Source organism: Streptomyces sp. NPDC056224 (assembly GCF_042267665.1).
Classification (GTDB): Bacteria; Actinomycetota; Actinomycetes; order Streptomycetales; family Streptomycetaceae; genus Streptomyces.
Window position 1 is genome coordinate 89,718 of record NZ_JBHJTK010000011.1, and the last position, 24,325, is coordinate 114,042.

Below are 24,325 nucleotides of genomic sequence, written 5' to 3' on the forward strand. Positions count from 1 at the left end.
CCCGCCCCTTCTCCGTGTCCCGGGGCGGGTCCGAACGCCCGGCCCCAGGTCAGCGGGGCTGTTCCGGCGGGCGCTGGCGGGGCATGTTCGGGCGGGTGCCCGGGGGGAGGGGGAAGCGGGCCGGAGGGACGTACGCGTCCGAGCGGGCGCCGGCGGCCCCCAGGGACTGCATCACCAGCGGCGCGGGGCCGGAGCTGAACTCCACCATCCACTCCGCCGTCTCGGAGCGGACCAGCTCGGTCACGTCCTCCGAGAAGCGCCGCAGCACCGTGAGGCAGCGCTCGGCGGCCTCGCTCGCCGTGCCCTCCGTCGGGCCGAGCACCTCCCGCACGTTCTCCGAGGCCCAGTCGAACTGGAGCGTCTGGAGCCGGCGCTGGACCGCCTGCGCGGTGGCGACGTCCCGCATCCAGCCGGAGGTCAGGCCGAAGAATCGGTCGCAGCCCAGGCAGGCCGCGCCCAGCAGCAGCGCGAGGAACCCGTACGCCGTCGCGCCCGGCGCCGAGCCCGTCAGCTCCAGCAGCGGCATGGCAGCGCCCGTGACGGCGCCGAATGCCGCTCCGGCGCGTAGGACCCGCGCGCCCCGGCGCTTCCACGCCCGGTCGGACAGATACCACTCGGCCGTGCGCAGCGCGTCGTCCTCGACCCGGCGGTAGAGCTCGTCGAGGCGCTCGGCGGGCTCGCCCCAGTCCCCGAGGGGGAACGGCCGGCCGGTCAGATCGCCGGCCGCCATCGGCCCGCCGCCTTCCTCCCGGGGATCCCGGGGTGGCCCCTCGGGCTGCATCTCCGGCTGGCTCACCCGGCACTCCCTCTGCCTGCGCTGACGTGTGGTGGTGCGCGTGTGCGCAATGGTGCGCATGCTCTTCCTACCTTCGAATGACACGCGATGGACAACGAATCCCCGGATTTCCGCTCGCACGGAGGGCTCCAGCAGGTACGCGCACGCCCCTGGTCTCACTCGAAAGAGTTGGTCCTCACGGCGTAGGGCGCAGCGCCCGGGGAGCACGTAGGCTCGGATTGACCAAGCGTCCCGACCCAGCGTCCCGACTGTACGGAGTGAGTGACCTGTGATTCCCGGTGGTGGCCAGCCCAACATGCAGCAGCTGCTCCAGCAGGCCCAGAAGATGCAGCAGGACCTCGCCGCGGCCCAGGAGGAGCTCGCCCAGGCCGAGGTCGAGGGCCAGGCCGGCGGCGGTCTGGTCAAGGCCACCGTCACCGGTTCCGGTGAGCTGCGCGCCCTGGTGATCGACCCGAAGGCCGTCGACCCCGAGGACACGGAGACGCTCGCCGACCTGGTGGTCGCGGCGGTCCAGGCGGCCAACGAGAACGCCCAGGCGCTCCAGCAGCAGAAGCTGGGCCCGCTCGCCCAGGGCCTGGGCGGCGGCAGCGGCATCCCCGGCCTCCCGTTCTAGCCCCCTCCCGCATCCGCACCGAAAACCGAAAGAAGGCAGTCCGTTGTACGAAGGCGTGGTCCAGGACCTGATCGACGAACTGGGCAGGCTGCCCGGCGTCGGGCCCAAGAGCGCGCAGCGGATCGCCTTCCACATCCTGCAGGCCGAGCCCACCGACGTCCGCCGCCTCGCGCACGCGCTGCTCGAGGTGAAGGACAAGGTCCGGTTCTGCGCGGTGTGCGGGAACGTGGCGCAGGAGGAGCGGTGCGGCATCTGCCGTGACCCGCGCCGCGACACGACGGTCATCTGTGTCGTGGAGGAGCCGAAGGACGTCGTCGCGATCGAGCGCACCCGCGAGTTCCGGGGCAAGTACCACGTCCTCGGCGGCGCGATCAGCCCGATCGAGGGCGTCGGCCCCGACGACCTGCGCATCCGCGAGCTGCTGGCGCGTCTGGCGGACGGCGAGGTGACCGAGCTGATCCTGGCCACCGACCCGAACCTGGAGGGCGAGGCGACCGCCACGTACCTCGCCCGCATGATCAAGCCCATGGGCCTGAAGGTCACCCGCCTGGCCAGCGGGCTCCCCGTCGGGGGAGATCTGGAGTACGCGGACGAGGTCACGCTCGGGCGGGCCTTTGAAGGAAGGCGACTTCTCGATGTCTGACGCAACGCTGCACGCCCTGGGACAGGACCCGGACGACTTCGCCGTCCAGATCGCGGACCAGATCGAGTCCTTCATCGTCGCGGTCACCGAGGTGGCCAAGGGCGAGGACCCGGACAGCGCGGTGCCCTTCCTCCTCCTGGAGGTCTCCCAGCTGCTGCTGGCGGGCGGCCGGCTGGGCGCGTACCAGGACGTGCTGCCCGACGAGCGCTACGAGCCCGACCTGGGCCCCGAGCCGGACGTCGACGAGCTGCGCGAGCGGTTCGCGTACATGCTGGAGCCGGTCGACGTGTACTCCGAGGTCTTCGACCCGTACGAGCCGCGCAAGGCCCCGGTCGCGCACCGGATCTCCGACGACGTGGCCGACGTGGTGGCGGACCTTCGGCACGGCCTGGCCCACTACCGGGCGGGCCGGACCACCGAGGCGCTGTGGTGGTGGCAGTTCTCGTACTTCACCAACTGGGGCCCGACGGCCTCCGCCACCCTGCGCGCCCTGCAGTCGCTGGTGGCCCACGTACGCATGGACCAGCCGCTGGCGGCCCTGGACGGCCTGGACACGGACGAGGACCTGGCCGAGGACGACCTCGCGGAGCAGGCCGGACAGGTCATGGCCGAGGAGCTCGGCGGACTCGGCCGCGCCTGAGGGCCCCGGCGGGGGAACGTATGCTGTGATCTTTTCGTCTCATGATGTGGTACGAAGCGGTCGGATCGCGGCCGCTCGTTAGACTGCACCAGCAATGAGACGGACCGAGCGAGGAGCGCACGTGGGCCTTGTCGTGCAGAAGTACGGAGGCTCCTCCGTAGCCGATGCCGAGGGCATCAAGCGCGTCGCCAAGCGGATCGTGGACGCCAAGAAGAACGGCCACCAGGTGGTCGTCGTGGTTTCCGCGATGGGCGACACGACGGACGAGCTGATCGATCTCGCCGAGCAGGTATCCCCGATGCCTGCCGGGCGTGAGTTCGACATGCTGCTGACCGCCGGAGAGCGGATCTCCATGGCCCTGCTGGCCATGGCGATCAAAAACCTGGGCCACGAGGCCCAGTCGTTCACCGGCAGCCAGGCAGGCGTGATCACCGACTCGGTCCACAACAAAGCGCGCATCATCGATGTCACGCCGGGCCGTATCCGCACCGCGCTGGACGAGGGCAACATCGCCATCGTCGCCGGCTTCCAGGGCGTGTCCGCGGACTCCAAGGACATCACCACCCTCGGCCGCGGCGGCTCGGACACCACCGCCGTCGCGCTGGCCGCGGCGCTGGACGCCGAGGTCTGCGAGATCTACACCGACGTCGACGGCGTCTTCACCGCGGACCCCCGCGTCGTGAAGAAGGCGAAGAAGATCGACTGGATCTCCTCCGAGGACATGCTGGAGCTCGCCGCCTCCGGTTCCAAGGTGCTGCTGCACCGCTGTGTCGAGTACGCACGCCGATACAACATCCCGATCCACGTCCGCTCGTCCTTCTCGGGACTGCGCGGAACCTGGGTCAGCAACGAACAGCCTCAAGGGGACGAGCAGGTGGAGCACGCCATCATCTCCGGAGTCGCTCACGACGTCTCCGAAGCCAAGATCACGGTCGTCGGCGTCCCGGACAAGCCGGGTGAGGCCGCGGCGATCTTCCGCGCCATCGCGGACGCCGAGATCAACATCGACATGATCGTGCAGAACGTCTCTGCGGCCTCTACGGGCCTCACCGACATCTCCTTCACGCTCCCCAAGACCGAGGGCCACAAGGCCATCGACGCCCTGGAGAAGGCGAAGGGTGCGATCGGCTTCGAGTCCCTGCGCTACGACGACCAGATCGGCAAGATCTCCCTGGTCGGCGCCGGCATGAAGACGAACCCGGGCGTCACCGCCTCCTTCTTCCAGGCGCTGTCCGACGCGGGCGTCAACATCGAGCTGATCTCCACCTCGGAGATCCGCATCTCGGTCGTGACCCGCCAGGACGACGTCAACGAGGCCGTCCGCGCCGTGCACACGGCCTTCGGCCTCGACTCCGACAGCGACGAGGCCGTCGTCTACGGAGGCACCGGACGATGACCCGTGCCCGGTCCTCCGGCCCGGCGCTCGCCGTGGTCGGGGCGACCGGAGCCGTCGGCTCCGTCCTGCTCCAGATCCTGTCCCAGCGGGCGGACGTCTGGGGCGACATACGCCTGATCGCCTCCGCGCGCTCGGCCGGCCGGGTGCTGGCCGTCCGCGCGGAGGAGAGCGAGGTGATCGCCCTCACCGAGGACGCCTTCCACGGCTTCGGGCCGGGCGACGTCGCGATCTTCCTCACCCCGGCCGAGGTGTCGGCCCGCTGGGCCCCCGTCGTCACCACGCGCGGGGCCGTCGTCGTGGACCAGTCCGCGGCCTTCCGGGAAGACCCCGAGGTGCCGCTGGTGGTGCCCGAGGTCAACGGGCACGCCGTACGGACGCGCCCGCGCGGCATCGTCGCCGGCCCCGACTGCGTGACCGCCGCGATGATCGCGGCCCTCGGCGCGCTGCACGCCGAGTACTCCCTGGCCGAGCTGGCCGTCTCCTCGTACCAGGCCGCGGGCGCCGCGGGCCGGGCCGGCTCCGAGGTGCTGCGCCGCCAGCTGTCGCTGGTCGCCGGGACCTCCCTCGGGGAGCAGCCCGGGGACGTCCGCCGCGCGGTGGGCGAGGACACCGGGCCCTTCGCGGCTCCGCTGGCGCTCAACGTCGTGCCGTGGTCCGGTGAGCTGCGCGAGGACGGCTGGTCCTCGCACGAGCTGGCCGTACGGGCGGAGACCCGCCGGATCCTGGACCTGGCCGGGCTGCCGGTCTCCGTGACCTGCGTACAGGTGCCGGTGGTGACCGGGCATTCCCTGACCGTGCGGGCCCGGTTCGAGCGCGAGGTGGACGCCCCGCACACCCGGGAGATCCTGGAGGCCGCGCCCGGCGTGGTCCTCGTGGACGACCCGGCGGCGGGGGAGTTCCCGACGCCGGCGGACGCCGCCGGCACGGATCCGGCCTGGGTGGGACGGGTGCGGGCCTCGCTCGACGACCGGCGCTCCCTGGAGTTCTTCGTGTGCGCCGACAATCTCCGCAAGGGAGCGGCCCTGAATGCCACGCAGATCGCGGAACTGATCGCGGGTGAATTTGCGTAATTCGCTTTGTAGGATCGGTGCTGGTCCCTAGATCAAGGTGATGGCCCGCCTGCCGTCTCGAAAGACGGGGCAATCAGGAAGAGCGGGTACGCATGAGGGCAATGGGGATATGGCTGGTGAGGCTGCCTCGCGCGTACAACCCTGACGGGGGGACGCGTGTCCTACAGGCGTGGCAGAGGCACTGCTCGAACTGGCCGTCGTACCGGCACGCATCGGGATCGTCCCGCCGCGCCGGAGTTGCCGTGCGCCCGGCGGCGGTCTTCCCGTGATCGTTCCCGGCCAGCCGACGGGGTCGTCCGAGGCGCCCGTGCGGGCCGCCGTACCGACCCCGGGCGGCCGCGTGCCCGCGCCGCGTGACAGCGCCGACGAGGCCGTGAGCGGCAGGAGCGAGACGTCCCAGGCTCCGGCGGCCGAGACCGAGGCCGAGACCGAGGCCACGGCCGAGGCGGTGACGGAGCCGGCGGCCGAGGTCGTGGCCGGCACCACCGTCGACCACCTCACGGAGACCTACCAGGCGCACTACCGCTCGCTCCTGGGCCTCGCCGCACTGCTCCTCGACGACACCGCCTCCTGCGAGGACGTGGTCCAGGAGGCGTTCATCCGCGTGCACTCGGCCCGGAACCGGGTGCGCGACCGCGACAAGACGCTGGCGTACCTGCGCCAGACCGTCGTGAACCTCTCCCGGTCCGCCCTGCGCCGGCGCATCCTCGGCCTCAAGCTGCTCTCCAAGCCGATGCCGGACATGGCGAGCGCCGAGGAAGGCGCGTACGACCAGCTGGAGCGGGACGATCTGATCAAGGCGATGCGCGCACTCCAGCGCCGCCAGCGAGAGGTGCTCGTGCTGCGTTACTTCGCGGACATGACGGAAGCCCAGGTCGCCGAGACGCTCGGGGTGTCGCTCGGCTCGGTGAAGGCGTACGGATCGCGGGGCATTGCCGCGCTGCGGGTGGCGATGGAGGCTGCGCAGTCATGATGGACGACCACACTCCGCCGGCCGGGGCGAGCGAGGAGCAGGCGCTGCGGGGCCTGCTGCGCGGGGCCGTCGAGGGCCTGGAGCCCTCCGAGGGCGCGCTGGAGCGGCTGCGGTGCGCCGTCCCCGCGCGCCGGACCCTCAAGCGGCAGGTCTGCCTCGGCGCCGCGGCCGTGGCCCTGCTCGCCGGTACGGCGATCCCCGCCGCACTGCACATGACAGCCGCCGAAGGCGCCGCCGGCGACCACTCGGCCATGGCCGGGCACGGGGAGCCCGGCGGGAAACCGGCCGCCGTGCCGTCCGACCCGCACCAGAACGGCGCCGGGGCGCATCCCAGGGCCACCCGCTCCACCCCGGGCACCCACGACGCGAGCGGCGCCACCGGGCAGCCGGACCCGACGGCGGGCGGCGTCCCGGACGGTGGGGTGACGGCCGGCCCGACCGGCGCCGGCCCGGCTCCCGTGGCGGGTACGGGCCCGCAGCCGCCCGCTTCCGCACCGGCGGCGCCCGGATGCGGCGCCGAGCAGCTGGGGGTGGTGGGTTCGGCCCGCGCCCCGCGGGCCGACGGCAAGGTGTACGGCAGTTTCAAGGTCACGAACGTCTCGGCGCAGGGCTGCACCGTCACCGGCCCGGACAGCATGACGGCGGCCGCCGCGCCCGGTACGGCGGCCGGAGCGGGCGCCCGGGTCAGCGTGGTCGGCCACACGGCGGGTGACCCGGCGAGCGGGCTGCTGGCCGATCCGTCGGCGGAGGCGCCGGTGCTCGTGCTCCAGCCGAACACGGCGTACGAGGTCCAGTTCGCGTTCGTGCCGTCGGGCGAGCCGTGCACCGCGTCCAGCCAGGGGACGGACACGAAGCCGCCGGGCCAGTCCGGCGACGCGGTGGGGGTCTCCGGGACCTCGGCGGATGCGCCCGAACCGCGGACGGACGCCACGGCTCCCGCAGCCGCGGGCGTGGCGGTGTCCCACACCCCGCAGGCGGGGTCCCCGACGACGCAGACGACGATCCCCGAGGCGTGCACGGGGACGGTGTACCGCACGGGGCCGATCCCGGTGGACGCGCCCAAGCCGTAGCCGGGCGGGCGGCGGGCGGCGGGCCGCGACGGCTGGGCTAGGCCGTCTTCGGTGCCGTCTCCGCCGTCTCCGCCGTCTCCGCCGTCTCTGCCGTCTCTGCCGGGAGGAGACCCGCCTCCGTGTCGCGGAGCGTCTCGATCTCGCGGCGGTAGAGGCGGAGCCACATGAAGAGCACGAAGGCGACGAAGACGAACCACTCGCCGGTGTAGCCGAGGTTCTGGAAGGCCTTCAGGTCGAGCCCGGTGCCGTTCGGGGCCTGCGCGGGGACCGGGGTCAGCCCGTCGGAGGGGGCCTGCACGGTCAGCCAGGCGTCGTACACGTCGTACGGGACGAGGTTGACCAGCGAGGCGGCCCCGATCACCCCGAGCTGCCCCGCCGGGAGACCGCCCTGGGCGTGGACGCCCTTCGTGCCGGAGTTCTCCGAGGCCTGGAGCGCGCCGGTGACCTCGACCCGGCCGGCCGGCGCGGCCGGGGCCTTCGCCGGGTCGGCCGCCCCCGGCAGCCAGCCCCGAACCACCGGAACGGCCTTGCCGGAGTCGGTCTTCAGCAGGGTCAGCACGTAGAAGCCGGTCGCTCCGTCCAGGCGCCGCTCGGGGACCAGCAGCTGTTCGCCGTACTCACCGGAGGCGGAGGCGAGCCTTCCGGAGGTCCTCTTGTCCACCGGGAGGAGCGATTCCAGCGGCTCGGGCCCCTGGTCGGCGGGCCGCTCGGCCGTCGCCTCCCGGTGGCTGTCGACGCGGTCCTCGAACCGGCCGAGCTGCCAGGACCCCATGAACAGGCAGAAGGGGACGGCGAGCGCGACGAAGACGTTGATCCCCCACCAGCGCGGGGTCAGGAGAAACCGGTGCACCCCACCACCGTACGGGGGTGCACCGGCCATCCCGCCGGTGGGTCAGTGCGGCAGGTGCTTGAGTGCGAACTCCAGCTCCATCCGGACCTGCTTGATCCGCTCCTCCACGACCAGTGAGCCGTGCCCGGCGTCGTACCGGTAGACCTCGTGCACCGCGCCGCGTGCCGCCAGCCGGTCCACGTAGTTGTCGATCTGCCGGATGGGGCAGCGGGGGTCGTTGACGCCCGCCGCGATGTGCACGGGGGCCTTCACCGCGTCCACGTACGTCAGCGGCGAGGACGCGGTGAAGCGGTCCGGGACCTCCTCCGGCGTGCCGCCGAAGAGGGTGCGGTCCAGGGACTTCAGCGCCTCCATCTCGTCGTGGTAGGCCGTCACGTAGTCCGCGACCGGTACGGCGGCCAGCCCCACCGCCCAGGCGTCCGGCTGCGTGCCCAGCCCCAGCAGCGTCAGGTAGCCGCCCCAGGAGCCGCCCGACAGCACCAGGCGGGCCGGGTCCGCCAGGCCGGAGGCCACCGCCCACGCGCGGACCGCCGCGATGTCCTCCAGCTCGATCAGGCCGACGCGGTGCTTGAGGGCGTCCGTCCATTCGCGGCCGTAGCCGGTCGAGCCCCGGTAGTTGACCCGCACGACCGCGAAGCCGTGGTCCAGCCACGCCGCCGGGGCCGCCGCGAAGGCGTCGCTGTCGTGCCAGGTGGGCCCGCCGTGGATCTCGAAGACCGTCGGGAAGGGGCCGTCGCCGTGGCCCGTCGGCCGCTGCGCGAGGGCGTGGATCCGCCCGCCGGGGCCCTCCACCCACACGTCCTCGACCGGTACCGAGCCGGGCGGCCGGAAACCGGGAGGGTCCAGGACGATCCCGCCCGCGGTGGACCGCACGGCCGTGGGCTCGGCCGCCGAGGACCACTGGTACTCGACCGTCCCGTCGGGGCGCGCCGTCGCACCCGCCACCGTCCCCGGCGGGGTGTCCACGCGTACGAGCTCCCGCGCGGCCAGGTCGTAGCGCCAGAGCTCGCTGCGCGCCTCGAAGCTGTGCGCGATCAGCAGGGCGGAGCCGTCCGGGTACCACTCGGCGCTGACGTCGCCCGGCAGGCCGATCGCGAGTTCCTCCTCGGCGCCGGTGGCCACGTCCCAGACCATCGGCTCCCAGCGGCCGCGCCGCTGGTGGCCTACCAGCAGCCGGGTGTCGCCCGCGACCGGCGCGAAGCCCAGTACCTCCAGGCCCAGCTCCTCGGTCCCGCCCACGGAGTCGTCCAGCTCCGCGACGGTCGTCCCGTCGAGGGTGAGCACGCGCAGGGCGGAGTGCATCGCGTCGCCGTGCTCGGTGTGCTCGACGGCGATCAGCGTCCCGTCGCGCGACAGGTCACCGACCCCGGCGGACTCGCGGTGCCGGTAGATCACGGTGGGCGCCGAGCCGTCGGGGCGTACGACGTGGATCGTGGAGCCGTCCTCGTCGGTGGAGCGCCCGACGACAGCCGTGCCGTCCCGCCCGATGGCGAGCCCGGCGGGGTAGGAGGGCTCCAGGCCCGGGGTGGCCGGCTCGTCGGGGCCGCCCGCGAAGGGCTGGCGCACCCAGGTGCCGAACTCGTCGCCGTCGGTGTCGGAGAACCACCAGATCCACTCGCCGTCGGGGGAGAGGGTGCCGTCGGTGGTCCCGTTGGGGCGGTCGGTGGCCTGGCGCTGGACGCCGGTGGCGCGGTCCCAGGCGTAGAGCTCGAAGGTCCCGGTCGCGTTGGAGACGAAGAGCGAACGGTCAGGGGCGTCCTGCGCCCAGTCGGGCAGCCCGACGCGCGGGGCCCGGAACCGCTTCTCCCAGTCGGGCATCTCGGGGGTGATCTCGCTGTCGCTGGTCATGCGCCCATTGTGGCCGCAGTGCCCGCCGGGATGCCGACTGCTCCGTACGGGCGCACAGTGGACCCGTAGCCCGAGGAGGAACGATCATGGCGAAGAAGGCCCGGACCGCGCACCACGGCCACCACGCCCACCAGGACTCCGAGCGCGCGATGGCGAAGAACACGGCTGCCGAGGCGCGCGCCAAGGCCGCGGTCAGGGACGCGCAGTCGCTGTCCGCGAAGACGCGCGGCATGCAGCAGAAGGCCCAGGCGAAGCGCGGCTGAGTCCGCGGGTCCTCGCAGACCGACCGGACACGGCCTACGGTGGCGGCATGCGGATGATCGTCCGGGGCGCCCGGCTGCTCCACACCGATGGCCTGTCCGACGTGGAGGTCGCCGAGGACGGCCGGATCGCGCGGGTGGTCCCGTACGACGACCAGAAGGAGCCACCGGCCACGGGCACCCTCATCGAGGCCCACGGCTGCCTCCTCACCGCCCCCTTCGTCGAGCCGCACATCCACCTCGACACGGCCCTGACGGCGGGGGAACCCGGCCCCAACGCCTCGGGCACCCTCTGGGAGGGCATCGCCCGCTGGAGCGAGCGCAAGCAGACCCTGACCCGCGAGGACGTGCTCGCGCGGGCCACCGAGGTGCTGCGCTGGCAGGCGGCGCAGGGGGTGCTGCACGTGCGCACCCACTGCGACATCACCGACCCGGCCCTCACCGCGCTCGACGCGCTGCTCGAAGTGCGCGACCGGCTCCGGGACGTCATGACCCTGCAGATCGTGGCCTTCCCGCAGGAGGGCATCGTGTCCTTCCCCGGCGGCGAGGCGCTGCTGCGGGAGGCGCTCGCGCGCGGCGCGGACGTCGTCGGCGCCATCCCGCACTTCGAGGACACCCGCGAGGACGGCGTGGCGTCGCTGCGGACGGCGTTCGCGCTGGCCGAGGAGAACGGCCTGCGGGTGGACGCCCACTGCGACGAGATCGACGACGAGCAGTCCCGCTTCGTGGAGGTACTGGCCGCCCTCGCGCTGCGCACGGGCCTGCGCGAGCGCGCCACGGCCTCCCACACGACGGCGATGGGCTCCTACAACGGCGCGTACAGCTTCAAACTCCAGCACCTGCTCGCGCGTTCCGGCATCAACCTGGTCTCCAACCCCTTCGCCAACCTGGGCCTCCAGGGCCGCTTCGACGCCTACCCCAAGCGGCGGGGCCTGACCCAGGTCAAGGAGATGCTCGCGGCGGGGGTCAACGTGGCCTTCGGACACGACGACGTGATGGACCCGTGGAACGCGCTCGGCACCGGCAACCCGCTCCAGACCGCCCTGGTCGGGCTGTACGCCGCGCAGCTCACCGGCGCGGACGAGATCCCGCTGGCCTTCTCGATGGTGACGGAGCGCGCCGCGCGGGTCCTGGGTCTGTCGGACGCGGAGTACGGCATCACGGAGGGCGCCCCCGCCTCGTTCGTCCTGCTCCCGGCCCCGACACCCGCGGAGGCGCTGCGCCGCCAGGTCCGCCCCCGCTACGTCGCGCGGAACCGTCCTCGCCGAAACCCCGCCCGCCCCCGCCCGGCTGCACTGGCCGGGGGAGCCCCCGTCGGACGTCGACTTCAGCCGGCGCCTACGCTGACGCCGCATGACGTCGATGCTCGACACCACATCAGCCCGCGCCGCGCTCCAGATCGCGTCGGAGTACGCGGACGCGGACCTCCTCAACCACTCGATCCGCTCCTACGCCTTCGGCGCACGGTACGCGGACGTGCACGACCTGGAGTACGACGCGGAACTCCTCTACGTGTCGGCCCTCCTCCATGACCTGGGCCTGACCGCGCCGTTCGACAGTCACACCCTCCCCTTCGAAGAGGCGGGCGGCCACGTGGCGCGCGTCCTGACGGCGGGTCTGGGCTGGCCGGCGGCCCGCCGTGCCCGCGCCCAGGAGGTGATCGTCCTGCACATGCGGGACGACGTGAGTGCGGCCGAGGACGTGGAGAGCCACCTGCTGCAGGTCGGCACGAGCGCCGACGTATCGGGCCTGCGCGTCACCGAGTTCGATCCGTCGTTCATTGCCGGACTGCTCGCCGCCCACCCGCGCGGCGGCTTCGGAGCCTCCTTCCTCGCACTGGTCGAGGACCAGGCGAAGCGCAAACCCGAGTGCGCGGCGGCCGCCTACGTCGCGGGCGGTGCGGCCACCCGCATCGCGGCGAACCCGCTGGACCGGTTCGGCCGGCAGGGCTGAGAGCCGAGAGGGGGGCGGTCCCGGGCCGCGCCCGGTCACCCCGGTCACCCCGATCAGGTCGTGGCCGGCGCCGTGGGCCGTGGCCTCGCCTCCGCCGCGGAGCGGGCCGCCGATCATCCCCGCCGCCGGTCCGTGCACCTCCGGCCAGGCGGGGAACTCCGCGCCAGGACGGGGACCGGCGGGCAGCACGCCCGTCTCCGCGAGGCCGTCCGGGGCGGCGCCCAGCAGCTCGAAGGGGGACGTCCGGCCCGCCTGCCCCCGGCCCCGGACCTCCCCGGGCCCGGACCTCCCCGGCCCGGGTCCTCCCCGGCCCGGGTCCTCCCCGCCCCGATCCTCCCCGCCCCGGTCCTTCCCGGCTCGGGCACCCGCCTCGCCGACGGCGTCGACCCCGCCGTCCGGCTCACCCTGACCGTACGGTCGCCGTGCCGCAGGTCACCCACATCCGCTACCGGGTCCGATAGCGTGCCCGCATGTCGTGGGACGAGATGTCGTGGGACGAGGACGGAACACCGCACCCGCTCGCACTGCGCCGCTCCGGCCGCAGCGAACTGGAGCCGGACCGGCTGCCCGAGGTCCGGGAGCTGGAGGCCCTCGGCTGGGAGCCGGCGCCCGAGGCACTGCTCTGGGCGTTCCTCCCGTACGTATGGCCCGCGGCGGCCCGCACCTGGATCCCGGACCGCTCCACCCACTGGGCGGTGGAGACCTCGCTGGACGGCCACGGCCACATCACCGGCGTGGAATGCGCCCCGCTCCCCGAGGCCGACCTCCACGGCCTGGACGGGGAGACCGACACGGCCCTCGCCGCCCTCGGCCTCCCGCCCCGCCCCCGAGGCCGCCTCTGGCTGCTCCGCCCGGTCGGCCCCTTCGCCACGGTCGACGAGGTCCTCGGCCACCTCGACGCGACGGCCGCCCGCCGCGGCACGGAACCGGGCCTCACCCCGGAGTTCCTCGCCCTGGCCCGTGCCGAACTCGCCGAACTCGCCGCGCTCACCGAGCCCCCGCCGGACAGCCCTTAGGCGGAGCCCGCAGGGGCGGCGATGCGGTCCCGGGGCGCGGGCGGCCCGGGCTGGAAACGGGACAGGAGCGGGCCGGTCATCATCGTGGTGACCACCGCCATGACCACCATCATCGAATACAGGGACCCGTCCAGCAGGCCCAGCTCCAGTCCGACCCCGAGGATCACCAGCTCGGTGAGCCCTCGGGTGTTCATCAGGGACGCCAGGGCCGCGGCGGAGCGGTGCGGGAGCTTCTGGGAGCGGACGGCGAGATAGGTGCCGCCGAACTTGCCCCCGACGGCCACCAGCATGATCAGTGCGAGCTCCCCGAGGCCGGGCAGGCCGATGTCCCCCAGGTCCACCCGGAAGCCGGCGACCACGAAGTAGACGGGCAGCAGCAGCCCGGTGAGACGGCCCGCGCGTTCGTGGAGGTCCTCGCGCAGCGCCCGCGTCCCCTGCCGGGGCAGGACCAGGCCGAAGAGGAACGCGCCGAAGACGTGGTGGACGCCCATGGCCTCGGAGGCGGCGGCCGACAGCAGCGCCCCCGTCAGGACGACCGCGAAGCGCAGCGGGGTGACGGGTTTCGCTTCGCCGCCGGGCGCCAGGTACCGGCGCAGCAGGGGCCGCACCGCGAACAGCATGACCAGCAGGTACGGGAGCACGAGAAGGACCGGCCAGTGGCCGTTCCCGGCGCCGACGGAGGCGTTGACCCCGGCGAGCGCCACCCATACGGCCACGTCGACGGCGGCCGCCGTGGCCAGTGCGATCCCGCCCACCACGGTCCGGCTCAGCCCCCGGTCGGTGAGGATGCGGGCCAGTACCGGAAACGCGGTGACCGAGACGGACAGTCCGATGAAGACGGTGAACGCCGCGGGGGCGGCGCTCTCGTGGCCGCGCAGGAGGACGAGGGCCAGTCCGATGCCGAGGAGGAACGGCACGGCCGACGAGCCGACGGCCGCGGCGGCGGTCACCCGGCCGTTGCCCCGCAGCGTGGCGCCGTCGATCTCCAGGCCGACCGCGAACATGAACAGCGCGACGCCGAGACCGGCCAGCCCGGCGAGCACCGGACGGACCTCGACGGGCAGCAGCGCTTCGCTCAGCGGGCCGCCGAGCAGCGTCGGACCCAGCAGCACGCCGCCGATGATCTCCCCGATGACGGCGGGCTGCCCGATCCTGGCAGCCAGGTGTCCGAGCCCCCGCGCCACGGCGAGGACGAGCGCGATGTCGATGAAGAGGAACTGCAACTGATGACTGGTCATGTCCCCCGGCCCCGTCGGTCGGTGCGTGTGCCGTGCTCGCGCCGGCTTCCGCGGTGACGATGCCCCTCACTGCGCCGGGGTAGCCGAAGGCGGAGATGAGGATCTTGACCTCAGTGTTCGGGGGAGAGTTCGCCGCTCAGCGTCCGGTGGATGCGGGCGCTCTGCTCGTTCAGACCGGTGATCTCGACGCTCTTGCCGCGCTGTGCGTACTTCGTCTCCACGGCGTCCAGGGCTGCGACGGTCGAGGCGTCCCAGATGTGGGCCGAGGACAGGTCGATGACGACCTTGTCCGGATCTCCCGCGTAGTCGAAGCGCGTCACCAGCTCGTTGGAGGAGGCGAAGAACAGCTCTCCGGTGACCGAGTAGACGACGTGGGTCCCGTCGGGGTCGGTGACCGAGGTGACGTCCGCCAGGTGCGCGACGCGCTTGGCGAATATGACCACCGCGGTCACCGATCCGGCGATCACGCCGACAGCCAGGTTGTGGGTCGCCACCACGCACGCCACGGTGATCACCATGACGGTGATCTCCCCGGCCGGCATCCGCTTCAAGGTCTTCGGCGCGATCGAGTGCCAGTCGAAGGTCGCGCAGCAGACCATCACCATGACGGCGACCAGCGCGGCCATCGGGATCTCGGAGACGACCGGTCCGAAGACGATGCACAGCACCATGAGGAAGACGCCCGAGAGGAAGGTCGACAGCCGGGTCCGGGCGCCCGACACCTTCACGTTGACCATCGTCTGGCCGATCATCGCGCAGCCGCCCATGCCGCCGAAGAACCCGGTGACGATGTTCGCGACGCCCTGCCCGACGGACTCGCGCGTCTTGGAGGACCGGGTGTCGGTGATCTCGTCGACGAGCTTCGCCGTCATCAGCGACTCCATCAGCCCGACCAGCGCCATGGCGAAGGCGTACGGGGCGATCGTCGTCAGCGTGTCCAGGGTGAACGGCACGTCCGGCAGCCCCGGCACCGGCAGCGCCGACGGCAGCGCCCCCTTGTCACCGACCGTCGGCACGGCGATCCCGGCGGCGACGGTGATCGTGGTGAGGACGGCGATGGACACCAGCGGCGCGGGGACCACGGTGGTGACCTTCGGGAAGAACACCATCAGCGTCAGCCCGGCCGCGACGAGCGGGTACACGGCCCACGGCACGTCCATCAGCTCGGGCACCTGCGCCATGAAGACCAGGATGGACAGCGCGTTGACGAAGCCGACCATCACCGAGCGCGGCACGAAGCGCAGCAGCCGGGCCACGCCGAGAGCGCCGAGCACGATCTGGAAGACACCCGCGAGGATGACGGCGGCCACCAGGTAGCCGAATCCGTGCTGCCGGTTCAGCGGGGCGATGACCAGCGCGACCGCGCCGGTCGCGGCGGAGATCATCGCCGGCCGCCCCCCGGTGAACGCGATCGTCACGGCCATGGTGAACGAGGCGAACAGACCGATCGCCGGATCCACCCCGGCGATGATCGAGAAGGAGATGGCCTCGGGTATCAGCGCGAGCGCGACCACGAGCCCGCCGAGCACCTCCGTCCGCAGCACCTTCGGCGAGAGCCAGGACGGACGACGGCGCGGGACGCGCGGCCACCGCGACGGGGAGAGGGCGTGGGCGAACATGGCGGAGCGGACCTGTCCTGTCGTGAGTGCGGAGAGACCAACGGTCTGCGTGAGCCGGGCAATTGCCGACGGGAGGCAGCCCGGACGAGCCGGCCGAGATCGACTCCCGGAATTCACCCGAACGATCACCGATACGCAGGAAGGGCCTGACCCGCGATGCGGATCAAGCCCTTGACCTGGTTTTACGAAGTCGGGGTGGCGGGATTTGAACCCACGACCTCTTCGTCCCGAACGAAGCGCGCTGCCAAGCTGCGCTACACCCCGATCGTCGCCCTAGCGGCGTTTGCTGCCCTGGCGACATCGATTACTTTAGCGGACCCTTGGCCGGAGACGAAATCCGGTTTGCGCGCCGGGGGCGCCGGGGCACGGGGCGAGGCCCGGATGCCGGGCGGCTGCGGTCCGCCGCGACCGGCGCGCGCAGGGCGCCCGGGGGCGCGGGGCCGTCAGGAGGAGGAAGTCCGCGGCGACGCCGGGACCCCGCCCCGGTGGAGCCGGGCGGCCGCGGGGCGCCTCGGCCGGGCGCGCGCGGCGGCGAGGCCGAAGACGACCGCGACCAGGGTGTTCGTCCAGACGGTGAAGGGGCTCAGGGCGACGGGCGCGCCGCCCTACGCGCACTCGATGGCGGGTCCCGCCGCGGCCGCGGCGCAGACCGGGGCGCCGGAGACCGCCGGGTCGGTCCCGCCCTCGCTCACCCCTGCGTCTTCGGTGTCAGCGTCAGGAGTGTCGCCTCCGGCGGGCACGCGAAGCGGACCGGGGTGAACCGGTTGGTGCCGCAGCCGGCCGAGACGTGAAGGTACGCGCGGTGGCCGCCCGCCTCGTGCGTGGAGAGGCCCTTCACCCGCTTCGTGTCCAGGTCGCAGTTGGTGACGAGCGCCCCGTAGAAGGGGATGCACAACTGCCCGCCGTGCGTGTGCCCCGCCAGGATCAGCGGGTAGCCGTCCGCCGTGAAGGACTCCAGCGTCCGCAGGTACGGGGCGTGCACCACGGCCAGCGAGAAGTCCGCGTCCGCCTCCGGGCCGCCCGCCACCCGCTCGTAGCGGTCGCGCTTGATGTGCGGGTCGTCCAGCCCGGTGAAGGCCAGCTCCAGGCCGTCGAGCTTCAGCCGCGCCCGGGCGTTGGTGAGGTTCAGCCAGCCCGCCGTGTCGAATGCGTCCCGCAGCTCCTCCCACGGGTTGTGCACGGCGCCGACGACCGGCTTGTTGCCGTTCAGCCCGTGCCGCCCCTGGACCTTCTCGATCAGGTAGCGCCCGGGGTTGCGCAGCCTCGGCCCGTAGTAGTCGTTCGACCCGAAGACGTACACGCCGGGGAAGTCCATCAGGGGCCCCAGGGCGTCGAGCACCTCCGGCACCCCCTCGGTGTCGGAGAGGTTGTCACCGGTGTTCACGACGAAGTCGGGGCGCAGGCCTGCCAGTGACTGCAGCCAGGCGCGCTTCTTGCGCTGCCCGCCGACCATGTGGATGTCCGAGACCTGGAGCACGCGCAGCGGGCGCATCCCCCGGGGCAGGACGGGCACGGTGACGCGGCGCAGCCGGAAGGACCGCGCCTCGAAGCCGGCGGAATAGGCCACACCCGCGGCCCCCACCGCGGCGATTCCGGCAGCTGCCTTCAGGGGGACTCCGTAACGCGCACGCATGGCCCCATCGTCGCAGACCCGGAAAACCAACGGGCGCCACCGCCCCCGCACCTGGCAGACTCAGGTCCATGACCACGCTCAAGGCCAAGCTTCAGGACGACCTCACGACCGCCATCAGGGAGCGGAACGAGCTGCACTCGTCCACCCTGCGACTGACCCTCTCCGCCATCACCAACCAGGAGGTCGCGGGCAAGGAAGCACGCGTGCTCTCCGACGAGGAAGTCCTCAAGGTGATCGCCAAGGAGGCGAAGAAGCGCCGCGAGGCCGCCGAGGCCTTCGCCCAGGGCGGCCGTCCCGAGCAGGCCGCACGGGAGACCGCGGAGGGCGAGTTCCTCGACGCGTACCTGCCCAAGCAGCTCACCGACGACGAGCTCGTCGCGATCGTGGCGCAGGCCGTCGAGGAGGCCAGGGCCGCGGGCGCCGAGGGGCCGCGGGCCATGGGCGCCGTCATGAAGATCGTGAACCCGAAGATCGCCGGGCTGGCCGAGGGCGGGCGCGTCGCCGCCGTCGTCAAGCAGCAGCTTTCCTGATCCCACACGTGCGAGGGGCCCCAGCCGGATCCGGCGGGGGCCCCAGCGCGGATACCCGGGGGGGGGCGACAGGGTGTGGGGGCCCCCCCTAAGGCCCCGCGGGGGCGGGGTACCCGGGGACCGGGTGTGCGGGGTGGCCCCCCCCCCCCGGCCGCCGGTCGTGGTCCCGCCGGGCCGGCCGCCGGGCTTGTTGTCACCCGGCTTGCCGGGCTTGTTCGGGTTCGTCGGGGAAGTGGGCGGCTTGTTGCCGCGCGGGCCGCCGGACGGGAGCATCGGTTCCGGGATGCTGACCGTGATGAAGGAAAGGGCCTCGCGCCCGGACAGCGCGCCGGTGATCGCGTCCTTCCAGATCGGGCCGGGCAGGCCGCCGCCGAAGACCTTGTCGTACGGCTTGCCGCCGATCACGATGTCCTCCATCGTGATCTTCTTCGCGCCGCCCGAGCCGACCCACACCGCGCCCGAGATGTTCGGGGTGTAGCCGACGAACCAGGCGTTGTAGCGGGAGTCCGTCGTACCGGTCTTGCCGGCGCTGTCGCGGTCGGTCAGACCTGCCCGCTCACCCGTACCGGAGTCGACCACGCCACGCAGCAGGGTGTTGATGGTGTCGGCGGTCTCCGTCGACATCGCCCGGTCGCACTTGCTCTTCGGCACGGCGAGCGCCTTGCCGTGCGCGTCGGTGATCGACTCGATGGCGACCGGGGTGCAGTAGACGCCCCGGTTGGCGAAGGTCGCGTACGCGTTGGCCATCGTCAGCGGGGAGAGTTCGGCCGAACCGAGCGCGATCGACGGGGCCTCGGGGAGCTTCGAGCCGTCGGCCGGGATCACACCGAGCTTCTGTGTCATCTCCGTGACCGGGCAGAGGCCGATCTCCCCGATCATCTCGACGAAGTACGTGTTGATGGACTTCTCCATCGCCGTCTTCAGCGCGTACGGGCCGATCTCGTCCTCGGTCTCGTTCTTGGCCGTCTGGATCTTGCCTTCGACCGGCAGGTTCAGCCACTGCGAGCCGTCGCACTTCGGGATCGGCGTCGGGTAGTCGATCTTGTTCGGCGCCTGGTACACCTTCGTCGGCGGCAGGCCCCGCTCCAGGGCGGCGGCGGCGATGAACGGCTTGAAGGTGGAGCCCACCTGGAAGCCGAAGTTCGAGCCGCCCATCCGCTTGTCCACGGCGAAGTTGATCTGCGTCTCGTTTTTCCCGAAGCCGTACGGCTTGGACTGCCCCATCGCCAGCACCCGGCCGGTGCCCGGCTGGACCATGGTCACAGCCGTCGCGATCGAGTCCTCCTGGTAGACGTGGTCCTTGATCGACTCGTTGGCCGCGTCCTGCGACTGCGGGTCGAGCGTCGTGCGTACCGTCAGGCCGCCCTGGTTCCAGACCTTGGCCCGCTCCTCGCGCGTCTTGCCGAAGACCGCGTCGGTCAGGAAGGTGTTGCGCACGTAGTCGCAGAAGAAGCCCGCGCCCTTGACCGCGGTGATGCAGCCGTTCTTCGGCCGGGTCACCTTCAGCGCGACCGGCTTCGCCTTCGCCGCGTCGGCCTCCGCCTGGGAGACGTCCTTGATGTCGGCCATCCGCTGGAGGACGACGTTGCGGCGCTTGAGCGCCTCCTGGGCGTCGTTCGCCGGGTCGTACCGGCTCGGCGACTGGACGACGCCCGCGAGCAGCGCGGACTCTTCCAGGGTCAGGTCCTTGGCCGGCTTGCTGAAGTAGCGCTGGGCGGCGGATTCGATTCCGTAGGCCTGCTGGCCGAAGTACGTGATGTTGAGGTAGTTCTCGAGGATCTTCTTCTTCCCGAGCTCCTCCTCGACCTGGATCGCGTACTTCAGCTCGCGGATCTTGCGGCCGAGGCTCTTCTCCTGGGCCTCGCGCACCTTGGTCTCGTCGTCGCCGGCCTCTTCGACGAACACGTTCTTCACGTACTGCTGGGTGAGCGTGGAGGCGCCCTGAGCGGCGCCGCCCTCCTGTGCGTTGCGGTTGACCGCGCGCAGGATGCCCTTCAGGTCGACCGCGCCGTGCTCGTAGAAACGCGAGTCCTCGATGGCGACGATCGCCTTCTGCATGTACGGGGAGATCGCCGTGAGCGGGACCACCTGCCGGTCGCGCGAATAGACAGTGGCGATCAAGCCACCCTCCGCGTCCAGAATCGTGGTCCGCTGGCTCAGTGGCGGAGTCTTCAGATTGGCCGGGATCTCGTCGAATCCCTCGACCGTGCCCTTGGCCGCGAGCCCCAGGGCGCCTGCCGCCGGGATCGCCATGCCGGCCAGCACGACTCCGGAGAGAACGGACACCCCGAGGAACTTGACGGCCTGCTGGCTGCCCGTGAGCCCGCCGCCCGAGCGCTTCTTTCCCATGGGGGGCAGCCTACGTTCTCATTCGCCGGACACACGCGAATGCCTTGGCCTAAGCTGTCCCCAACTGTCACAGCAGTGCGGTGCGACATCAACCCCTCGGCTTGATTTTCACCCTTCCCGAATGGGGTGGACTCATGTCCGAATCCCGCCTCCTGTGTGGGGCGCGCTCCACTGGCGACTCGGTGATTTCACCCGAATCGCCGGAATGGTCGGGCATGTCGTCCGATCACTCCGTCGGGTGATCTGCCGCTTACCCATAGTCCGTTCGGACCATTCAAGATTGGGCCCGTCGGGGGTGTTGCACTGTGCCCGCCTTCCGTAACGTCCTCAACTGGCAGCGGTGAATATGCCGCTGCCGCCGTGGGGGAGCCTCGATTCGGGAGAGGACGGCGCCGGGATGGGCTGGGTTACCGACTGGAGTGCGCAGGCAGCCTGCCGCACTACCGATCCGGATGAACTGTTTGTTCAAGGAGCGGCACAGAACAGGGCCAAGGCGGTGTGCACCGGATGTCCGGTGCGGACCGAGTGCCTGGCCGACGCGCTCGACAATCGCGTCGAGTTCGGCGTGTGGGGCGGAATGACCGAGCGGGAACGACGTGCGCTGCTGCGCCGGCGTCCCACCGTCACCTCGTGGCGACGGCTGCTCGAAACCGCTCGCACGGAGTACGAGCGCAGTACGGGCATCCTGACGATGGATGCCGACGAGGAGATCGACGTTCCGTACGAGACGTACGCGGCGGCCGGGTAGGTCACCCGGACCCGCACGTACGGTACGAACGCCTACGCTCCGGCCGGAACCCCGGCCGCGAGTCGCTCTCCGATGGCCCGCAGCCCGGCGAGGTCGTGCACATCGCCGGGCAGGGCGGCCACTTCGGCCACCGCCACCTCGGGGTGCAGTGAGGTGAAGCGATCGCGTGTGCGCTGCTCGCGCGCGATCACCTGCATCCGTTCGGCATGCAGGCGCAGCAGTCCTGCCGTGATCTCGTCCACGTCGGGGGAGCCGTCGTCGGCGGCGTCACGAAGTCCAGCTTTCCCGGGCTCCTGATCGACAATGCCGCCTTCTTCAAGATTCTCTGCGGCGGCCAGCGCCCGTTCGGCGGACAGTTGGTCGGCTCCGCTGCCGTGCACCCGGTTCAGCACCAGACCGGCCAGCGGCATGTTCTCCGCGGCCAGCCGCTCCACGAAGTACGCGGCCTCGCGCAGGGCGTCCGGTTCGGGCGCGGCGACCACCAGGAAGGCCGTATCGGGGGCCTGGAGGAGCCGGAAGGTGGCGTCCGCGCGGGTGCGGAAGCCGCCGAACATCGTGTCCATGGCGGCCACGAAGGTCTGTACGTCCTTCAGCAGCGAGGCACCCATCAGCTTGCTGAGCGTGCCCGTCATCATCGACATGCCGACATTCAGGAACTTCATCCCGGCCCGGCCGCCCACCTTCGCCGGAGCCATCAGCACCCGGATGAACTTGCCGTCCAGGAAGGACCCGAGCCGCTTCGGCGCGTCCAGGAAATCCAGCGCGGACCGGCTCGGCGGGGTGTCCACGATGATCAGGTCCCAGTCGTCCCGGGCCCGCAGCTGCCCCAGCTTCTCCATCGCCATGTACTCCTGCGTGCCCGCGAAGCCGGCCGACAGCGACTGGTAGAACGGGTTGGCGAGGATGGCCTGGGCCCGCTCGGCGTCCGCGTGCGCTTCGACGATCTCGTCGAAGGTCCGCTTCATGTCCAGCATCATGGCGTGCAGTTCGCCGCCGCCCGCCCCTACGGTCGCCACCCTGCGCGGGGTGTTGTCCAGCGAGTCGATCCCCATCGACTGCGCGAGCCGCCGCGCCGGGTCGATGGTGAGCACGACCGCCTTGCGCCCGCGCTCGGCCGCCCGCACGCCGAGGGCCGCGGCCGTGGTGGTCTTGCCGACCCCGCCCGCCCCGCAGCACACGATGATCCGCGTCTTCGGATCGTCCAGCAGCCGGTCGACCGCCAGCTGCGGCGGAGTGTCCAGGCCCACGGTGTCCACCCCCTCGCTCATTCGGCCACCGACTGCTTCCGCAGGTCCTTGGCCAGCTCGTACAACCCGGCCAGATCCATCCCCGCACCGAGCAGGGGGAGTTCGTACGTCGGCACGCCCAGCTCGGCCAGTACGGCACGCTGCGCGCGCTCCAGCTCCACCCGGCCCGCGTGCTCGGCGGCCTGCGCGAGCAGCGGCTCCACCAGCCGCTCGGCCGCCGCGCCGCGGCGCGCGCCGCCCAGGCCCGCCCGGGACAGCGCCCTGGCCACCTCGGCGCGGTGCTCGCCGGCCGCGGTGCGCAGGGTGTCTTCGTCCAGGTGGTGCGGGCGCACCATGTTGACGACGACGCGGCCCACCGGAAGCCCGGCTTCGCGGAGTTCGGCGATGCCGTCCGCGGTCTCCTGGACGGGCATCTCCTCCAGGAGGGTGACCAGGTGCACGGCCGTCTCGGGCGACTTGAGCACCTTCATGACGGCCTGCGCCTGGTTGTGGATCGGCCCGAACCGGGCCAGGCCCGCCACCTCGTCGTTGACGTTCAGGAACCGGGTGATCCGCCCGGTCGGCGGCGCGTCCATGATCACGTGGTCGTAGACGAACCGGCCGGACTTGTCCTTGCGCCGCACCGCCTCGCACGCCTTGCCGGTCAGCAGTACGTCGCGCAGCCCGGGGGCGATGGTCGTGGCGAAGTCGATGGCGCCGAGCTTCTTGAGCGCGCGGCCGGCCGAGCCGAGCTTGTAGAACATCTGGAGGTAGTCCAGCAGCGCCCGTTCGGCGTCGATGGCGAGCGCGAAGACCTCGCCTCCGGCCTCACCGCCCCCGCCCGGGGCCACCGCGATCTTCCGCTCCTCGTACGGGAGCGCCTCGGTGCCGAAGAGCTGCGCGATTCCCTGCCTGCCCTCGACCTCCACCAGAAGAGTCCGCTTGCCCTCGCGTGCGAGGGCAAGCGCGAGTGCCGCGGCGACCGTGGTCTTGCCGGTGCCGCCCTTGCCGCTGACCACCTGGAGCCTGCTCACAGCGTCCGAGCCTAACGACTCGGATCCCGGGGCGCGCATGAGCCCCGTAGGACAGGCACTACCCTCGCTCCCATGACCAAGAAGTTCGAATACGCGACGGTCCCGCTGCTGGTCCACGCCACCAAGCAGATCCTGGACACCTGGGGCGAGGACGGCTGGGAGCTCGTCCAGGTCGTGCCCGGGCCGAACAACCCCGAGCAGCTCGTGGCCTACCTCAAGCGGGAGAAGGCATGAGCGGCGTCGTCGACGCGAAGCTGGCCGAGCTCGGCCTGACCCTCCCCGAGGTCGTCCCGCCGCTGGCCACCTACCAGCCGGCCGTGCGGTCGGGCGTGTACGTCTACACCGCCGGGCAGCTCCCGATGGTCAAGGGCAGCATGCCGGTCACCGGCAAGGTCGGCGCCGAGGTCTCGCCGGAGCAGGCCAAGGAACTGGCCGCCACGTGCGCGCTCAACGCCCTGGCCGCGGTCAAGTCGGTCGTCGGCGACCTCGACAAGATCGCGCGTGTCGTGAAGGTCGTCGGCTTCATCGCCTCGGCCCCCGACTTCACGGGTCAGCCGGGTGTGCTGAACGGGGCGAGTGAGCTCCTGGGCGCCGTCCTCGGTGACAAGGGATTCCACGCCCGCAGCGCGGTCGGCGTGGCGGTCCTCCCGCTGGACGCCCCGGTCGAGGTCGAGATCCAGGTCGAACTGGTCGCCGGAGCCTGAGTTCCCCCGAGGCGGCCGGCTCGCGCGGCTCGGCCGCCGGGCCGCCGCACCCGGCGGTGCCGTCCTGGTGCGGCGCCGCTGCCGGAACGCTGCCCCGGACCCTTCCCTGACTCCGT

General features: G+C 72.0%; 23 protein-coding genes, 1 tRNA gene and 1 pseudogene. 15 read left to right on the forward strand and 10 right to left on the reverse strand.

The window, feature by feature from the left end; all coding sequences use genetic code 11:
• Positions 1 to 49 precede the first annotated feature (49 nt).
• Positions 50 to 796 carry an SLATT domain-containing protein gene (locus ACFCZ1_RS16610; RefSeq protein WP_376678992.1) on the reverse strand — a complete coding sequence of 249 codons (747 nt, stop codon included), beginning with the start codon at positions 794 to 796 and terminating at the stop codon, positions 50 to 52.
• 268 nt (positions 797 to 1,064) lie between these two features.
• Here ACFCZ1_RS16610 and ACFCZ1_RS16615 point away from each other — a divergent pair, with 268 nt between their 5' ends.
• The 7 genes from ACFCZ1_RS16615 to ACFCZ1_RS16645 all read left to right on the forward strand — a co-directional run bounded on the left by ACFCZ1_RS16615 (position 1,065) and on the right by ACFCZ1_RS16645 (position 7,201).
• On the forward strand, positions 1,065 to 1,409 hold the full coding sequence (locus ACFCZ1_RS16615) for a YbaB/EbfC family nucleoid-associated protein (RefSeq protein ID WP_078892798.1): 345 nt from the start codon (positions 1,065 to 1,067) through the stop codon (positions 1,407 to 1,409).
• A gap of 43 nt (positions 1,410 to 1,452) precedes the next feature.
• Positions 1,453 to 2,052 (forward strand): recombination mediator RecR, encoded by a 600-nt coding sequence (gene recR, locus ACFCZ1_RS16620; protein ID WP_030010802.1) that lies wholly within the window; start codon positions 1,453 to 1,455, stop codon positions 2,050 to 2,052.
• Positions 2,045 to 2,692 carry a DUF5063 domain-containing protein gene (locus tag ACFCZ1_RS16625; RefSeq protein ID WP_376678993.1) on the forward strand — a complete coding sequence of 216 codons (648 nt, stop codon included), beginning with the start codon at positions 2,045 to 2,047 and terminating at the stop codon, positions 2,690 to 2,692. The genes recR and ACFCZ1_RS16625 overlap by 8 nt, the downstream gene beginning before the upstream one ends.
• A gap of 121 nt (positions 2,693 to 2,813) precedes the next feature.
• Entirely contained in the window at positions 2,814 to 4,088 is a 1,275-nt protein-coding gene (locus tag ACFCZ1_RS16630) for an aspartate kinase (protein ID WP_376678994.1), read from the forward strand.
• Positions 4,085 to 5,158 carry an aspartate-semialdehyde dehydrogenase gene (locus ACFCZ1_RS16635; RefSeq protein WP_376678995.1) on the forward strand — a complete coding sequence of 358 codons (1,074 nt, stop codon included), beginning with the start codon at positions 4,085 to 4,087 and terminating at the stop codon, positions 5,156 to 5,158. Before ACFCZ1_RS16630 ends, ACFCZ1_RS16635 begins: the two co-directional genes overlap by 4 nt.
• Before the next feature lie 169 nt (positions 5,159 to 5,327).
• Positions 5,328 to 6,131 carry a SigE family RNA polymerase sigma factor gene (locus ACFCZ1_RS16640; RefSeq protein WP_376678996.1) on the forward strand — a complete coding sequence of 268 codons (804 nt, stop codon included), beginning with the start codon at positions 5,328 to 5,330 and terminating at the stop codon, positions 6,129 to 6,131.
• A complete protein-coding gene (locus ACFCZ1_RS16645; RefSeq protein WP_376678997.1) occupies positions 6,128 to 7,201 on the forward strand; it encodes a hypothetical protein in 1,074 nt (357 codons plus the stop codon). Before ACFCZ1_RS16640 ends, ACFCZ1_RS16645 begins: the two co-directional genes overlap by 4 nt.
• 37 nt (positions 7,202 to 7,238) lie before the next feature.
• Here the strand turns inward: ACFCZ1_RS16645 and ACFCZ1_RS16650 are convergent, their stop codons facing one another.
• Positions 7,239 to 8,051, reverse strand: a complete 813-nt coding sequence (locus tag ACFCZ1_RS16650) for an SURF1 family protein (protein WP_376678998.1) — start codon at positions 8,049 to 8,051, stop codon at positions 7,239 to 7,241.
• Between the two features lie 42 nt (positions 8,052 to 8,093).
• Positions 8,094 to 9,899: a prolyl oligopeptidase family serine peptidase gene (locus ACFCZ1_RS16655; RefSeq protein ID WP_376678999.1), complete on the reverse strand. Its 1,806-nt coding sequence runs from the start codon at positions 9,897 to 9,899 to the stop codon at positions 8,094 to 8,096.
• Positions 9,900 to 9,985: 86 nt separating this feature from the next.
• Here ACFCZ1_RS16655 and ACFCZ1_RS16660 point away from each other — a divergent pair, with 86 nt between their 5' ends.
• From ACFCZ1_RS16660 to ACFCZ1_RS16675, 4 genes are all read left to right on the forward strand, one after another.
• The gene (locus ACFCZ1_RS16660) at positions 9,986 to 10,162 is read left to right on the forward strand and encodes a hypothetical protein (RefSeq protein ID WP_376679000.1); all 177 of its coding nucleotides are present in this window, start codon (positions 9,986 to 9,988) and stop codon (positions 10,160 to 10,162) included.
• A gap of 47 nt (positions 10,163 to 10,209) precedes the next feature.
• Positions 10,210 to 11,691: a cytosine deaminase gene (codA, locus tag ACFCZ1_RS16665; protein WP_376679001.1), complete on the forward strand. Its 1,482-nt coding sequence runs from the start codon at positions 10,210 to 10,212 to the stop codon at positions 11,689 to 11,691.
• Positions 11,636 to 12,112, forward strand: a complete 477-nt coding sequence (locus tag ACFCZ1_RS16670; RefSeq protein WP_376679002.1) for a cyanamide hydratase — start codon at positions 11,636 to 11,638, stop codon at positions 12,110 to 12,112. Before codA ends, ACFCZ1_RS16670 begins: the two co-directional genes overlap by 56 nt.
• 470 nt (positions 12,113 to 12,582) lie before the next feature.
• Positions 12,583 to 13,128 carry a DUF5956 family protein gene (locus ACFCZ1_RS16675; protein WP_376679003.1) on the forward strand — a complete coding sequence of 182 codons (546 nt, stop codon included), beginning with the start codon at positions 12,583 to 12,585 and terminating at the stop codon, positions 13,126 to 13,128.
• Here ACFCZ1_RS16675 and ACFCZ1_RS16680 read toward each other — a convergent pair.
• The 4 genes from ACFCZ1_RS16680 to ACFCZ1_RS16695 form a co-directional block, all read right to left on the reverse strand.
• Positions 13,125 to 14,366 carry a cation:proton antiporter gene (locus ACFCZ1_RS16680; protein ID WP_376679004.1) on the reverse strand — a complete coding sequence of 414 codons (1,242 nt, stop codon included), beginning with the start codon at positions 14,364 to 14,366 and terminating at the stop codon, positions 13,125 to 13,127. The genes ACFCZ1_RS16675 and ACFCZ1_RS16680 overlap by 4 nt on opposite strands.
• A 110-nt stretch (positions 14,367 to 14,476) precedes the next feature.
• The gene (locus tag ACFCZ1_RS16685; RefSeq protein WP_376679005.1) at positions 14,477 to 15,985 is read right to left on the reverse strand and encodes a SulP family inorganic anion transporter; all 1,509 of its coding nucleotides are present in this window, start codon (positions 15,983 to 15,985) and stop codon (positions 14,477 to 14,479) included.
• Positions 15,986 to 16,175: 190 nt separating this feature from the next.
• A tRNA-Pro gene (locus ACFCZ1_RS16690) sits at positions 16,176 to 16,249 on the reverse strand.
• 424 nt (positions 16,250 to 16,673) lie between these two features.
• The gene (locus ACFCZ1_RS16695) at positions 16,674 to 17,618 is read right to left on the reverse strand and encodes a metallophosphoesterase (RefSeq protein WP_376679006.1); all 945 of its coding nucleotides are present in this window, start codon (positions 17,616 to 17,618) and stop codon (positions 16,674 to 16,676) included.
• 68 nt (positions 17,619 to 17,686) lie between these two features.
• Here ACFCZ1_RS16695 and ACFCZ1_RS16700 point away from each other — a divergent pair, with 68 nt between their 5' ends.
• Positions 17,687 to 18,148 carry a GatB/YqeY domain-containing protein gene (locus ACFCZ1_RS16700; RefSeq protein ID WP_376679060.1) on the forward strand — a complete coding sequence of 154 codons (462 nt, stop codon included), beginning with the start codon at positions 17,687 to 17,689 and terminating at the stop codon, positions 18,146 to 18,148.
• 117 nt (positions 18,149 to 18,265) lie between these two features.
• Here the strand turns inward: ACFCZ1_RS16700 and ACFCZ1_RS16705 are convergent.
• Positions 18,266 to 20,497, reverse strand: a pseudogene (locus tag ACFCZ1_RS16705) (transglycosylase domain-containing protein); the annotation flags it as partial.
• 397 nt (positions 20,498 to 20,894) lie between these two features.
• Between ACFCZ1_RS16705 and ACFCZ1_RS16710 the strand changes: the two are divergent.
• Positions 20,895 to 21,245 (forward strand): WhiB family transcriptional regulator, encoded by a 351-nt coding sequence (locus ACFCZ1_RS16710; RefSeq protein ID WP_257559391.1) that lies wholly within the window; start codon positions 20,895 to 20,897, stop codon positions 21,243 to 21,245.
• A 32-nt stretch (positions 21,246 to 21,277) separates the two neighbouring features.
• On the opposite strand, the gene ACFCZ1_RS16715 is transcribed toward ACFCZ1_RS16710, so the two are convergent.
• Together ACFCZ1_RS16715 and ACFCZ1_RS16720 are read right to left on the reverse strand one after the other, a co-directional pair.
• Positions 21,278 to 22,513 (reverse strand): ArsA family ATPase, encoded by a 1,236-nt coding sequence (locus ACFCZ1_RS16715; protein ID WP_376679007.1) that lies wholly within the window; start codon positions 22,511 to 22,513, stop codon positions 21,278 to 21,280.
• Entirely contained in the window at positions 22,510 to 23,505 is a 996-nt protein-coding gene (locus ACFCZ1_RS16720) for an ArsA family ATPase (RefSeq protein ID WP_376679008.1), read from the reverse strand. The genes ACFCZ1_RS16715 and ACFCZ1_RS16720 overlap by 4 nt, the downstream gene beginning before the upstream one ends.
• A gap of 72 nt (positions 23,506 to 23,577) precedes the next feature.
• On the opposite strand from ACFCZ1_RS16720, the gene ACFCZ1_RS16725 reads away from it, so the two are divergent.
• Both ACFCZ1_RS16725 and ACFCZ1_RS16730 read left to right on the forward strand, forming a co-directional pair.
• Positions 23,578 to 23,739, forward strand: a complete 162-nt coding sequence (locus ACFCZ1_RS16725; protein ID WP_007264966.1) for a DUF4177 domain-containing protein — start codon at positions 23,578 to 23,580, stop codon at positions 23,737 to 23,739.
• A complete protein-coding gene (locus tag ACFCZ1_RS16730) occupies positions 23,736 to 24,209 on the forward strand; it encodes a RidA family protein (protein WP_376679009.1) in 474 nt (157 codons plus the stop codon). The genes ACFCZ1_RS16725 and ACFCZ1_RS16730 overlap by 4 nt, the downstream gene beginning before the upstream one ends.
• Positions 24,210 to 24,325: the final 116 nt, after the last annotated feature.